The 15,015-nt window shown below is 37.7% G+C and carries 11 protein-coding genes; all 11 read left to right on the top strand.

Annotated features, from left to right (window positions below; translation table 11 throughout):
- The first annotated feature begins 43 nt into the window (after positions 1-43).
- Complete coding sequence (locus tag CVD27_RS22625) at positions 44-2,602, top strand: AAA family ATPase (protein ID WP_101650663.1); 2,559 nt, start codon at positions 44-46, stop codon at positions 2,600-2,602.
- A 1-nt stretch (position 2,603) separates the two neighbouring features.
- Complete coding sequence (locus CVD27_RS22620; RefSeq protein ID WP_101650661.1) at positions 2,604-3,650, top strand: McrC family protein; 1,047 nt, start codon at positions 2,604-2,606, stop codon at positions 3,648-3,650.
- A gap of 396 nt (positions 3,651-4,046) precedes the next feature.
- Positions 4,047-4,691, top strand: a complete 645-nt coding sequence (gene trhA / locus CVD27_RS22610) for a PAQR family membrane homeostasis protein TrhA (protein ID WP_101650659.1) — start codon at positions 4,047-4,049, stop codon at positions 4,689-4,691.
- 231 nt (positions 4,692-4,922) lie between these two features.
- The gene (locus CVD27_RS22605; RefSeq protein WP_101650657.1) at positions 4,923-5,843 is read left to right on the top strand and encodes an ArsR/SmtB family transcription factor; all 921 of its coding nucleotides are present in this window, start codon (positions 4,923-4,925) and stop codon (positions 5,841-5,843) included.
- 187 nt (positions 5,844-6,030) lie between these two features.
- The gene (locus CVD27_RS22600) at positions 6,031-7,824 is read left to right on the top strand and encodes a glycoside hydrolase family 2 protein (protein WP_101650655.1); all 1,794 of its coding nucleotides are present in this window, start codon (positions 6,031-6,033) and stop codon (positions 7,822-7,824) included.
- A 233-nt stretch (positions 7,825-8,057) separates the two neighbouring features.
- On the top strand, positions 8,058-9,086 hold the full coding sequence (locus CVD27_RS22595) for a LacI family DNA-binding transcriptional regulator (protein WP_101650653.1): 1,029 nt from the start codon (positions 8,058-8,060) through the stop codon (positions 9,084-9,086).
- A gap of 615 nt (positions 9,087-9,701) precedes the next feature.
- Positions 9,702-11,030, top strand: coding sequence for an ABC transporter substrate-binding protein (locus CVD27_RS22590; RefSeq protein ID WP_101650651.1), 1,329 nt, complete (start codon positions 9,702-9,704; stop codon positions 11,028-11,030).
- A 143-nt stretch (positions 11,031-11,173) separates the two neighbouring features.
- Positions 11,174-12,046 carry a carbohydrate ABC transporter permease gene (locus CVD27_RS22585; protein ID WP_101650648.1) on the top strand — a complete coding sequence of 291 codons (873 nt, stop codon included), beginning with the start codon at positions 11,174-11,176 and terminating at the stop codon, positions 12,044-12,046.
- Complete coding sequence (locus CVD27_RS22580; RefSeq protein ID WP_101650646.1) at positions 12,036-12,923, top strand: carbohydrate ABC transporter permease; 888 nt, start codon at positions 12,036-12,038, stop codon at positions 12,921-12,923. Before CVD27_RS22585 ends, CVD27_RS22580 begins: the two co-directional genes overlap by 11 nt.
- Before the next feature lie 35 nt (positions 12,924-12,958).
- The gene (locus CVD27_RS22575) at positions 12,959-13,591 is read left to right on the top strand and encodes a YesL family protein (protein ID WP_180960404.1); all 633 of its coding nucleotides are present in this window, start codon (positions 12,959-12,961) and stop codon (positions 13,589-13,591) included.
- 24 nt (positions 13,592-13,615) lie between these two features.
- Positions 13,616-14,944 carry an alpha-glucosidase/alpha-galactosidase gene (locus CVD27_RS22570; protein ID WP_101650641.1) on the top strand — a complete coding sequence of 443 codons (1,329 nt, stop codon included), beginning with the start codon at positions 13,616-13,618 and terminating at the stop codon, positions 14,942-14,944.
- Positions 14,945-15,015 lie beyond the last annotated feature (71 nt).

Raw genomic sequence — 15,015 nt, 5'->3', positions numbered from 1 at the left:
GATAGGGATATAATACATATATATATGGTAAGAGGTGAAATACATGCTCGAAAACTTATTACAAAAGCACATGTTAAAAGATACATACATCGACATTTCGTTTAGTAAATACTTATTGTTTAAAGAAACTAAAAACTATGATGAGTCATACAAAATAGAAATTCTTTCTCGTTTAAATGATTTTTTACGTGGGCAGGAGATTAATGACCTCACGGTTGTAGACATTTTAAAAAAGATACAGAAGGAAAATCCTTCTGCTGGAAGTTTTGTTCATTGGAGTAATACCGGGGACTTGGTTAAGTATGCTGAAGCAGAGCCTGACGAAGTGGCAGAACTTTTGAATCAGTTATTTCATTCATCAAAATCATTGGAAGAGCGGATTGAGCTTTTCCGTGAAAAAGGCAAAGAATATCTTACAAATATATCCTTAGGCGCACCATTGTTCGGTTACTTATTAGCTGCATATGATTACAATAAATATCCCTTGTATAAACAAGAGGTTTTTACGGATTTGAAGAAGTCATTTGGAATTGAGTTGAAACTTGGTTCTGTAGGCCACAATTATCAAACCTTTTTCCAAATGTGTGAAATTGCTTTACACCATCTTAAAGTTAGCTATCCAGATTTAACGATGCTGGATATGCAGGATTTCTTCTTTTGCAGCACGCAATATCCACAAATAATGGTAGAGAGTGCTGTTGAGTACTTACATCAAATGGCAGTCGAACTGGGCGAATTTATGAGTCAACCGGAACGGATGTTAAAGACAATCGCAGAACTGGATTCTGAGCAATTAAACAAACTTCTAGAACAATATCGAAATAGTGAAAAAATCAATCTAATTAAGTTTATGGTTTTAGAGAAAATAATTAGATCAGGTTCCGTTAGTCTTAGTGAAATGGAAGAGATTAAGGATCAAGTTAAGGTTCGATATGACAAAAATATTCTGCAGGCGTGGAATAATTTTACGATTCTTTTTCAACTTTATTATGCTGATAAAAAGCAAAAGGTTCAGGAAGAACAGCGAAAAATTCATCAAGCTATCCGGCAAATGGATGAGTTTAAGGACATGGATTTTGTAGAGGATAAGGTGTTAAACGGCTTTAACTGGAACCAAAACTTTGGAGGGTCAGAGTGCTGGGTCGCTGTTTATGAAAAAGGATATAACAGTCATCGAAGTGCACCTCAATTTTTTGTATCCATTGATGAAAAAGGCATTCGCTATGGCTTACTTTTTGGGGATCAGCATCCAAAAAGAGGACAAGAGGATTTAACCATCAGCACAAGTATTGATTCATTTTCTTACGAGGAATTTCATCAAAAAATGGTCGAAGTACTGGGTGCATTTAAAGGGCAGGAAACATTGGGTGATCGAGAGGACAATAGACTAGAACTGTTGCAGCCTGAGATCAATACTGAAACATGGATTGAGCTCCTTCAAAATAAAGAAGTTTTTAAAGAGAGTGATATGATTTACCTAAACAAAATGTATGAGCTAGGCGGAGAGGCATCTGCTACTATGCTTGCAGCAGCTTTAGGAAAACATTTCTCTTCCTTTAATTCCCCTGTTGTTCAGCTGGCCAAACGAGTCCTTAGAGCGACTGATACAGTTGTGTCAAAAAGGGAAGACGGGACAGAGCGTTATTGGAATGTGATTTTTGATGGTGAATATGAAGAGAATTATTTTAATTGGAGATTAAAGCCTAATTTAAAGGAAGCTATGGCATTATTATCTATAGAACATCCTATTGAATTGGAAAAATACACGAAGGAAGACTTCCTGCAAGAAGTATTTTTCGATGAAAAAGAGTACGAAACCATAACGAATTTACTAAAATATAAGAAAAACATTATTTTTCAAGGCCCTCCGGGAGTGGGGAAGACGTTTGTTTCGAAGCGACTTGCTTATTCTTTAATGGGCGTAAAGGATCCAGATCGGGTAGAAATGGTTCAATTCCATCAAAATTACGCGTACGAAGATTTTATTATGGGCTTTAGACCGGATGAGCATGGATTTTCTCTGCAATTTGGCATCTTTTATGATTTTTGCCAGCGGGCTTTAAACAATCCTGAAAAGGACTATTACTTCATTATTGATGAAATCAATCGGGGTAATTTATCGAAGATTTTTGGTGAGCTTTTTATGCTGATTGAACGGGATAAGCGTGATGAATTTGTTACTATGGGTTATTCAAAAGAACCTTTCACTGTACCAAGCAACCTGTACTTAATCGGTACGATGAATACAGCAGACCGTTCCTTAGCTCAATTGGAAGTAGCCCTCCGCCGCCGTTTTGCATTTGTTACACTTAAACCTAGTTTCAATGAAAAATGGCGTAAAACGATTCAGGAGTCAGGTGTTTCCAATGAAATGATAAATCGGATTTTGTTCGCTGTTGAAAAATGGAATAAAGAAATAGCGGGTGATTTTCAATTAGGTAGAGGATATGAAATTGGCCATTCCTTTTTCACCATGAAACCTGAAAATATGGATGAAGATGTTTGGTACAGTGGAATATTGACCTTTGAAATACGTCCTTTACTTGAGGAATACTTCTTTGACAGACCTGAAGTAATAGAGTCACTGATTGAGGGAATTTAGTATGGAACCTTTGTTTAAAGTTCCAATTCGTAATCTTTTTTGTTTGCTCAGCTATATGAACGAAATGCCCGAATTGGTTAAGAGCTTTAATGACATTGATGAAGATTTGATTACCTATGACTTTATCGTTAAACAGTTTTTGAATGAGGTCGAGTCGATTAGGCGCCGTGGCTTTGTAAAGGATTATGTTAATTTCACAGAAGAGACCAGTCATTTAGGTGGGCGGTTGATGATGACTGATTCGATGTCATATATTGTGGCTCGGCAGCCGATCGTTATCTGTGAGAAGGATCAATATTCAGCCAATATTATGTTGAACCAAGTAATGAAAAGCACATTAACAACCATATGTTTCAATCGTTTTGTTAAAGAGGAGACAAGGAAACTCAGCTATTCCTATTTGGAGCTTCTACCAGAGGTAGATTCACCACCACTTACGAAGGAAGCTTTTTTAAAAATATATTTTGGAAGACATAATTTACATTATAAACGGATGGTTCATATCGCTCGGATATTGCATGAATTGACTATACTCTCCCATAAACACGGGAATTGGAGCTTATTTTCGGCAGAAATTGATGAAAGCTCCCTCAATCAAATTTTTGAAAAATTCCTGTTTCATTTTTACAGAATGGAGCAACGTGATTATCGAGTTTCATCAGAAATAATGCAGTGGCAGTTGGAAGGCAATCAAACACATCTGCCAACAATGAAAACAGATGTTTCGTTAACACATAAAGATGGTAACCAAAAAATAATCATGGATGCCAAGTTTTATAAGAACCTTTTTCAAGAAAACTTTGGGAAGGCCTCCTTTCATAGTCACAACCTTTATCAGTTGTTTACCTATCTCATGCATCAGCCAAAGGAATTAAATTTGCGGGGGATTTTAATTTACCCGTTTAATGGGGTGGAGGTTGATGAAACTTTCCATTGGGATAATCGAATGATGGTTGAGATTTGGACCCTAAATTTAGATGATTCTTGGCATGATATTAGAAGAAAATTGCTTTCTCTTCTATCGCCATTCGAGAACATAAACAAGTAGAACAAAAAGAGAGAGCAGCCTATTTTTTTAAGCTGCTTTACTTTTTTATATAATCAGGCTTACTCACATTTGTTACGGTTCTAGTTTTTTCCTTCCTTAATAGCCCAATTTTTTTAGCTGCTTATTTTTTCCTTCAGAACACCTTTTTTGACCAAATTAACGAGGATTCCTTTATTTTTAAACTTGTTGTAAGCTATTAATCTATTTAAATCCTTTTTTCAAATCTGTGAGACCGTTGCTAAGGCAGGAGGCATTTTTAGCACCAACCTGTGCCAGTGAAAATCAGAAAGATTATGGGTGAATTTTCTTCCTTACAATATGACATTTGTATATTACGTTCTTGCTAAGTGACTTGTACAATAAATATTATCCATTCCATTAGGAGAGAATAAAACTATGGCTAACACACACACTTTTAGCAAAGGCGAGGAAGTCGCGAATTCAATTACTCACGGTATAGGTGCTCTTCTTAGCATGGCAGCCTTAGTACTATTAATTGTATCTTCTACATTATACGGAAACGCTTGGTATATTGTCAGTTTTGCTCTATTTGGTTCTACCATGCTCTTAATGTATACATCGTCAACATTGTTACATGCTTTCCCTGAAGGAAGCAAAGTGAAAGATTTATTTGAAATCTTCGATCATTCTTCTATCTATTTTTTTATCGCTGGAACATACACACCCTACATGTTTTTAGTGGTTAAAGGTTGGTTAGGATGGACTATTTTTGGAATCGTGTGGGGACTAGCGATCGGGGGAACTATTTTTAAATCCTTTTTTGTAAAGAAATTTTTATTTACGTCCACTGCATTGTACGTATTAATGGGTTGGTTGATTGTATTTGCCTGGAAACCATTATCGGAACACATGCCGCATGCTGGTTTAACGTATTTAATTATAGGTGGATTGTTCTATACGTTTGGATCTGTTTTCTACATTTGGAGGGGATTCAAATATCACCATGCTTTATGGCACCTTTTCGTACTTGCCGGAAGTATCATGCACTTTTTCAGCGTAATAACACTTTTGCAAAGATAACAGTTCATTAACTCAACTTTAAGTTACCTTTTTACTCACAAATATAAGCCTCTCTTTTATGGGAGGCTTATATTTGCTTATCAGTAGTGTTATTAAAAATTGGAGATACTGAACAAACTAGGTCAACAAGACTAAATAAATAAAATAAACTTATATTATTCCACATTTATTGTTAGTATTCAGTTGTTATACAATTTTTTTGGACAAACTGGAGTTTTCGGAGGGATCCCTATGTTAGAATTATCTCTTAAACAGCCGGAAAAGCTTCGTATGGTTGTGCATGCTTTATCATCAGAGGTTAGATTGAAAATCATTGTTTTATTAAATAAAGGGAATGTGAATATCAATCAACTGTCAGAAAAGTTAAATATACCTGTTTCAACCGCATCTTCCCACATAAAGGTTCTAGAAGAAGCCGGGTTGATCCAAACTCAACTTCGTCCGGCCAGCAGAGGTGCAATGAAAGTCTGTACTCGCAATTTTGATGATATTCATATCAGTTTAAATGATCCCAAAAGTATAAATACTTATAAAATTTACGAGCTTGAAATGCCGATTGGGCAATATACAGACTTCCATGTTTCACCAACATGCGGTATGGCTAGTCAAGATGGAATTATCATACCGGAAGACGAACCGGTTCATTTCTATCATCCTGTTCGATCAAATGCACATCTTATTTGGACAAGAAAAGGATACTTTGAATATAAGTTTCCTTTAGTTATTCCACCTGGAGCAAAAGTACAATCAGTTGAGATATCCACAGAGGTCTGTTCGGAGGCTCCGAATTATGACCATAATTGGCCATCTGACATCACTGTCTGGTTAAATGGGGTAGAAATTGGGACTTGGACAAGTCCTGGTGATTTTGGGGACCGACCTGGAAAATTAAATCCTAAGGCTTGGGGAGAAACAACCCGCACCCAATATGGATCACTAAAAACGTGGAAGGTGTCGGAGGACAGGACAACAATTGACGACATTTACCTTTCCGATATAACCGTTGAACATTTAAGTATAGTAGAGCGTGAATATATATCTTTTCGAATCGGCATTAAAGAAGACGCCGTTCACAAAGGCGGTATAAACCTTTTTGGCAGTAACTTCGGTGACTATCCTCAGGATATTAAATTAAAGATATCATTCTATTAACATTATCCATACAATAGAGAAGTCTTCTTGTTATAAGAAGGCTTTTTATTATTACAAAAATTTTGTATTAAAACAAAAAATTATTGACAACTTATCTGTGTAAGCGTATTCTTTAAATTAAATTTACAGAAAATTTGTAATAAAACAAAATTTTGACAAATAATTTTTATCAGGTAAAGGAGAAGTTATGACATTTCGACAAGAATACCCCCGTCCGCAATTAACGAGAAAAGACTGGCTTAATTTAAATGGTGAATGGGATTTTGAATTTGATGATGAGAATATTGGATTAGAAGAAAAATGGTTTGCTGAAAAAAGAGAATACAAGCAAAAAATTAATGTTCCTTTTGCTTATCAAACGAAGCTTAGCGGAATTCATGATCCGGCATTTCATGATTGGGTTTGGTATCGCAAAGAATTCGACATTCCCGAATCCATGCTTGGTAAACGAATCATCTTGCATTTTGGTGCAGTAGACTACCGGTCGATGGTTTTCGTTAATGGAAGTTTAGTTGGTTCTCATGAGGGCGGGCACACTGCTTTTTCCTTCGATATAACAACCTATTTAAGAGAAGGAAACCAATCAGTTGTTCTCAGAGTGGAAGATCCTTCGAGAGACGAAACCATTCCGCGTGGCAAACAGTATTGGAATGAAAAATCCGCAGCGATTTGGTATACGCGGACCACGGGAATATGGCAAACAGTATGGTTAGAAGCTGTGGATAAAACACATATAAATAAAGTCAGATTCACACCTGATATTGACAATGGAGATATCAAAATTGAACTAGAGGTATCCGGTGACTATTTAAATAAAGATGTTGAAATTGAGATCACCTTTAAAGAAGAACCTATCGTAAAAGAAACCATAAAAATTTATGAGAGTTTTACAAAAAGATCTATCAATCTCTATAATCGAAAAATATTCAGAACGGGATTCCATCATGCCGGATGGAACTGGACACCGGAAACGCCAAATTTATTCGATGTTACGATCAAATTGAAAGAAGAAGAATCAGTACTAGATAATATCACTTCTTATTTTGGTATGAGGAAAATCCATACGGAAAATGGCATGGTCTTTCTAAATAACAGGCCATATTACCAGAAACTTGTTCTGGACCAGGGGTACTGGCCGGATGGTTTATTGACGGCACCAACAGATCACGACTTAAAGAAAGATATTAAATTAGCAAAAGAAATGGGGTTTAATGGGTGCAGGAAGCACCAAAAGGTCGAGGATCCAAGATTTCTATATTGGGCAGATACTTTAGGGTTTTTAGTATGGGGAGAATGTGCCGCTTCTCCTTCCTTTAGTGAGGATGCTGTGGCACGACTCACGAAGGAATGGATTGAAATTATTGAGCGAGACTACAATCACCCTTGTATCGTAACCTGGGTCCCTATAAATGAAAGCTGGGGAGTTCCTTCTATAAGTACAAATGACCAGCAAAAGCACCATTCACTGGCGATGTATTATTTAATCCATTCATTGGATTCTACGAGATTAGTCATTTCAAATGACGGATGGGAATTAACAAAAACGGACATTTGTGCGATCCATAACTATAATCATGGTCACAAGGACGAAGGTGAAAAATACAATGAGTTTCTTCGTTCGATCTCAACGGTAGAACTTTTACTTCGTTCACAACCAGCGGGAAGAAGAATTTATACAAAAGGGTTCGAACATGGTGGTGAACCCATTCTCTTAACAGAGTTTGGCGGGATTGGTTATAAAGTCGGAGAAGAAAATGGCTGGGGTTATACCACTGTGACCAACGAGGAAGAGTACCTGGCAGATTATGAAAGAGTGTTGAAAGCAGTATATGAATCAAGGTCACTGCATGGATATTGTTATACACAGCTAACAGATGTCGAACAGGAGATAAATGGGATTTTGACATATGATCGCAAGCCAAAGTGTGATTTGCGTGAGATTAATCGAATAAATGACATGTGGCACATCACCCAGCGGTAACGGGCATTATGTATGCAAGAACTGATTACCATAAATCAAACAGATTGTATGGATCTTAAGAGAAAAATTTAGTGATGTTTGAACACCTTTTCTCTTATCTAGTAAAAAATACAGAAAATTTAAAAATTATGTTGAAAACGCTGTCATTTCCTGATATTCTAAATTTATCCAAGTAAACATTTAACGTAATTGTAAGTTTTTTTAGTAAATAATTTACTAGAAAGGTCTAAGAGATGGCTACCATAAAGGATTTAGCAAAATTATCAAAGGTATCAGCTGCCACAGTTTCAAGAGTGTTAAATGGTGATGAAACAATCACTGTTCAGGACCAAACCCGCCAGCGAATCTATCAGGCTGCGAAAGAACTGGGATATAAGACCATCCACGAACGCCGTAATCAACAACAAACTTCAAAAAGTAAAAAGAATCCAGCGATAGGTGTTGTCCTTTTTCTTTCAAATGAAGAGGAGTTGAGTGATCCTTATTTTTTAGCGATACGTCAGGGAATTGAGGAAGAACTCATAAAGCAAGGGATTAGTACAACCACTATGATCCGTTTATATGATAAGGTCGATCATCAGAAAGTTCAGGAACTTGATGGCATGATTATTGTTGGAAGAATAAATGGGGAGGCCTTAAAAAAAATAAGCGGTCATATTAAAAACATCGTTTATATCAATCATTCTCCTGATGAGGATATTTACGATTCCGTTGTTGTCGATTTTCAAAAAGCAACAGAAAAAGCCTTACAGCATATGCTTAAAGCTGGTTATAAACGGATCGGTTATATTGGCGGTGTCGAAAGAGAGCATCTAAAAGAGAGAACAATCATCGGGGAGGATCAACGCATTACGACCTATGAGAAGGTGATGAAATCAGAAGGACTCTATGAACCATCCTATGTTTTCATTGGTGAATATACGATGATGCAAGGATATGAACTGATGAAGAAAGCTCTCAAACAGAACGATGTTCCAGAAGCATTTTTTATTGCGAGCGATCCAATGGCAATTGGAGCATTACGAGCCCTACAGGAATTCGGAATTTCCGTTCCATCCGATCTAGCTATCGTCAGCTTTGATGATATTGAAATGGCAGAATTTTGTAGTACGCCTTTAACATCAGTGAAGGTCCATACAAAAGAGATGGGACAAACTGGGGTTAAATTATTATTAGATCGAATTAATGGAAGGGAACTTCCATTGAAAGTAACGGTTCCTACAGAATTAGTGATTAGACAAAGCTGTGGAACCAATCAGTAGAAAGAAGTACCACTTTAAGGAGGTGATATGGGAGAAGTGACAGTATCTTTTATAAGGTTTAATATCCCTATTGTGACGGCCATCACATGTGATAGGGACATTAAACCAGGACTCAAGGACTAAGTAAATGAGTCTCTATTATTATATAGCAGTCTCATTCTACTAGCAACTTTATGAATGCAGCTTAAATATTTGAGAGAAAACTCCTGAATACAAAGGCGTATTCAAAGTCTTGAGAAGCTTTTTGGAGAAGTGCCAGGGTGGGAAATTTTGTTTTTAGCAAGTATGAAAGACGTACAACCTATCCCCCAGGATAGGCTGTCATCGGATTAGCCTGGAAGATGCAAAGAAGTCAGTCAAGAAGGTCATAGACTAGTAGGGAGATAGATAACTAACACAGTAGTAAATTGGTTCTATGGCTCAAATCGAGCTGTAATAGGAAAGAAATTAATGTAGATCATGCTATTGGAGCTCGTTGGTAAAATCAACATACTTATCCGAGATAACGAAATTGGAATAAAAAGATGAAACTAGAAGGGATACATAGAGGTATCCAAGTCGCACAATCTATTGTTTTTTAAGAATTATCATTCTCAAAAAATAGGAGGTAATTATATGAAAAGAAAATCAAATGTTCTCCTTAAGATTGTTCCAGTATTGTTTGCAGGCATGCTAGCCCTTTCCGGGTGCAGCGGCAGTGGGGAAAAAGCATCCTCAGACGGCAGCGGTTCTGGTAAGACCGTAAACCTGACGATGTCTGCTTGGGGAAATCCAGCAGAATTGAAGGTATATCAAAGAGGAATTGATGCCTATACAAAAGAGCATCCAAACGTAAAAATCAAATTAATTCCAGTGCCTAGCGATGGTTATGAGCAAAAAATATTGACGCAGCTGCAAGGTGGAGATGCCCCCGACGTCTTTTATGTAGGTGACGCGACAATGGCAAAGCTTGCGCAAAACGGTTCTGTTGCGGAGTTAGGTGAATATATGCAGACCAGCGACAGTTACGCTAAGCCAGATGAATATGCTGATGGGTTATGGGGAGCAGCGAAGCAGGATGGTAAATATTATGGTGTACCGGTAGACTGTAACCCCTTGTTACTTTACTACAATAAAAAGATGTTCAAGGATTTAGGAATTAAAACGCCTCAAGAATATTTTGACGAAGGTCAGTGGAATTGGAAAGCTTTTGATGAAGTGACGAAGAAGTTAAAAGACGGTGGCAAAAAAGGCTTTATCGCTGAAAAATGGCTGATGGATACGTGGATTTGGTCAAACGGCGGACGTGCCTATGATGAACAAGGTAATTATGTTCTGGATCAGAATGAAAAAGCACATGAGGCTATTCAATTTATCAGTGACTTAACTAAAAAAGGACAAATTATGTACGCTGGTTCTCTCCCTAAGGGGCAAGGTCTAGATGCCATGTTCATGTCCAACCAAGTAGGTATGGTGGCTGCTGGCCGTTGGTTAACTCCAATGTTCAGTGAAAATAAAAATCTTGATTTCGATTACATTTACTGGCCAACTAACACAGGCAACAAAATGGAGCCCGTACAAATTGGTGTAGCCTATATGGCCGCAAATAAAAAGTCTAAACATGTAGAAGAAGCTATGAATTTCGCAACCTACTATGTTTCCAAAGAAGGACAGAAGGCCCGCTTAGAGGGAAATGGTAACGCGATACCATCAGTTAGCGGGATTGACGATATCGTAACAAGCGATAAAACAGTCGAGCACACACAATACTTAATGGATGGTCGTGAAAAAGGCTATGTGAACGGTGCTCCTCTTATGTTCAAAGGTCAAATACCTGGATTGAATAAAGAAGTAGAAGATCAATACGACTTATTGCTTTTAGGTAAACAAGGTGTAGATAAGACCATCAAGAATATTACCGAGAAAACGAAGCAGTTGACAAGCGAATATCAAGCAGGAAACTAATTTTACCAGAGTAAGAGGGAGGGAATGATCACGTTCTATCCCTTCCCTCTCTCTATTCAAATCGATAGATGACAGACGCTTAATATAGAAGCTTTGGCTGCTGGCGGTCTGATTATCATAAATTGAAGTGGAGGGTGAGTTCCATGCATAAACGTCAAAGGGCGTTAGCAGGATATTTGTTTATTACACCGCAATTGATTGGCCTGCTTGCTTTCTCATTATTCCCAGTTGCTTACGCACTTGTGTTAAGTTTCATGAAATGGGACGGTTTTGGTGCTAAAACCTTTGTAGGTTTCGCCAACTATTCAAAGCAGTTTCATAATCCTGATTTTTGGATGGCAATGAAAAATACGGTGTATTACATGATATTAGTTATTCCCGTTGGAATTGTCATTTCCCTGCTCCTTGCAGTGGCTTTAAACAATGTGAAAGGAAAAGAGATCTATCGTGTGTTTTATTTCATGCCTGTTGTTACAAGCTCTGTTTCCATCGGAGTGATTTGGATGTGGATTCTAAACGGTGACTTTGGAATTTTGAATATACTGCTTTCCCATATTGGGATTGAAGGACCAAAGTGGCTGACGGATACACATTGGGTTATTCCAGCTATAGCCATCCTTAGTATATGGTGGGGACTTGGCAATAACATGGTTATCTTTCTTGCGGGATTGCAAGGAATTTCAAGAAGTTATTATGAAGCTGCCGAAATTGACGGTGCAAACACGTTTCAGAAGTTTTGGCACATTACCCTGCCACTTCTTTCACCAACGACGTTTTTTATTGCCATCATGGCCATCATCGGCTCCTTCCAAGTATTTGATCAGGCCTTTGTTATGACAAACGGTGGCCCAGCGAAAGCGAGCTACACACTCGTTTATCATATCTATCAAAAAGGGTTTATTGACTTCAAAATGGGGGATAGCTCTGCTACAGCCATGATCTTGTTTGTGATTATCTTATTCTTCACACTTATTCAATTCAAAATGTCGAAAAGGTGGGTTCACTATGGCGAATAATGTTGTCACAACACTCGAAAAGAACGCCATTCCAGTTATTGAGGCAAAAGTGAAGAAAAAGGTTAAACCGTCTCAAATCATTCTTCATATTATTTTAACGTTTGGCGCAATCATAATGATCTTTCCATTTCTATGGACCGTAAGCAGTTCCTTAAAAGATATTTCACAAATCTTTCTGGTGCCGCCGGCTTGGCTCCCAAATCCCATTAAGTGGTCGAATTATATTGATTCTTTGACTGCGATGCCATTCGGTTTAGCCTACTGGAACAGCTTCTATATTACTGCTGTCGTTGTTTTGTCTACATTACTAACAGCCTCTATGGCCGCCTATGCCTTTGCGAAAATTGAGTTTAAAGGCGCAAATTTTTTGTTCATTCTTTTCTTAGCAACTATGATGATTCCCAAGCAAGTAACGATGATTCCTTTATATATCATTATGGGGAAAATCGGATGGTTAGATTCCCACCTGTCCCTGATTGTACCGGGTGCTTTATTTAACGCATTTGCCGTATTCTTATTAAGGCAATTTATCATGGGAATACCAAAAGAATTGGAAGAGGCAGCGATTATTGACGGTGCTGGCTACTTTAGAATCTATTGGAGCATTATTTTGCCGCTTATTCGTCCATCCCTAGCGGCAGTTGGAATTTTTGTCTTCTTAGGTTCATGGAATAACTTTCTGGATGCCTTAATCTTCTTAAACACACCTGAGAAATTTACAGTACCGTTGCTGCTAAACACGTTCAAAGGTCTGTATGTTGCTGACTGGGCACTGATGATGGCAGGAACCACCATTTCTGTTATTCCAGTATTGATCATTTATATTGTTGCTCAAAAGCAAATTATTGAAGGTGTCACGATTACAGGAATTAAATAAGAAATTAAAAACTAGTGGTGAGTTATATGAACTTTATGAACAGCAAGGCATATTCCGCATTCGAGACGGCTTCGAATCTTCTTCTGCTTAATTTGCTTTGGCTTTTAATGTGTTTACCTATTTTTACGATTTTTCCAGCAACAGCCGCCATGTTTGCGGTTATTAGGCAATCGGTTTTGTATAAGGATTCCAGTGTGATTAGACCTTTTTTCCGGTTTTTTAAGGAAAATTTCAAGCAAAGTTTTCTGCTAGGGATTATCTGGCTGCTTATTGGTTTTTTATTATATTTTGACTTTAAGTTTATGAACCATGTCGGTTCGATCCGTCCTATGTTGCTGCCGATTCTATTCTTTTTTGGAGTGATTTACTCTTTTTCAACCGTCTTTCTGTTTTCTGTCATGGTCCACTACAAAGCAAATTGGCGTTCAGTCATTAAAAATGCGATCTTCATCTCAATTAGTCATTTTCCGACAACCCTTTTGGGTCTGTTGATTCTAGTTGGAACAGCCATCCTTACAATGGCATTGCCTATTACTGGCGTGATTATTTTTAGTATCAGTACGTATGGATTATTTTCCCTTTGCCATCGTTGTTTTCGGAAAATAGAACGGATTAAGGGGGTAGAATCTGTCAAGGAACCATATGATGTAGAATTTTTAGAAATATAAACATTATTTAGGGAGGATTAAGAAATGGAGAAAATTACTTTTATTGGGGCAGGCAGTACTGTTTTTGCGAAAAACGTTTTGGGAGATTGTATGATGGTTCCTGCCCTTGATGGCTTTGAATTTGCTTTATATGATATTGATGAAAAGCGCTTAAGAGAATCAGAGGCTATGCTGACGAATCTTAGGAATCGTTACAATAAATCCATTAGCATTAAAGCCTATTTAGACCGGAGGGAAGCGTTAACAGGAGCTAAATACGTAATCAATGCAATCCAGGTGGGCGGATATAGGCCAAGTACAGTAATTGATTTCGAAATCCCTAAAAAATATGGCCTTCGCCAGACCATTGCTGATACGATTGGGATCGGAGGTATTTTTAGAGCATTACGTACTATCCCGGTACTATTCGACTTTGCGAAGGATATTGAAGAGGTATGCCCTGACGCTTGGTTCTTAAATTATACTAATCCGATGGCTTCATTAACAGGGGCCATGCTTAGATATACAAATGTAAAAACAGTGGGATTATGTCATAGTGTTCAAGTTTGTACAAGAGACTTGTTTAAGACATTAGAGATGGATCCTGAAGGCGTGGAGGAAAAAATTGCTGGAATAAACCATATGGCTTGGCTGCTGGAAGTGAAAAAGAATGGGAAGGATCTATACCCTGAAATTAAACAGCGTGCATTAGAAAAGCAAAAGTCTAAACATCATGATATGGTTCGTTTTGAACTCATGGATAAATTCGGTTTTTATGTAACAGAATCTTCTGAACACAATGCTGAATACCATCCTTACTTTATTAAAAATAACTATCCAGAACTAATTGAAAAGTTCAATATACCGCTTGATGAATACCCAAGGCGTTGTGAAAATCAAATTAAAGGCTGGGAAGAAATGCGGGAATCTCTTACCACAGACTCAAATCTTTCCCACGTACGTTCATCAGAATATGGTTCAAGAATTATTGAAGCAATGGAAACGAATCATGCCTTTAAGTTCGGCGGCAATGTATTAAACACAGGCGGACTAATTAGTAATCTTCCTCGAAAGGCGGTTGTAGAGGTTCCGTGTATAGCGGACCGAAGCGGCATCATCCCTTGTTATATAGGAGAATTACCTGAGCAGCTTGCCGCTTTGAATCGAACCAATATTAATACACAATTGCTGACCATTGAAGCTGCGGTAACAAGGAAAAAAGAGTACATTTACCAAGCAGCTATGCTCGATCCACATACCGCTTCAGAGTTATCATTAGATGATATTGTCTCATTATGCGACGATTTAATAGAGGCCCATGGCGAATGGCTGCCTGCCTATCAAGATAAAAAACAGGTTATCGCAACGAATTAAGGTTAACAATCTTTTACGGTCTAAGGACTCTCAATTGTATAATTGAGAGTCTTTTGTGACTTGGCGGCATG

It is taken from the genome of Neobacillus cucumis, from assembly GCF_002860255.1.
GTDB classification, from domain to species: Bacteria; Bacillota; Bacilli; order Bacillales; family Cytobacillaceae; genus Neobacillus; species Neobacillus cucumis_A.
This window is presented reverse-complemented; position numbering and strand designations above follow the sequence as displayed.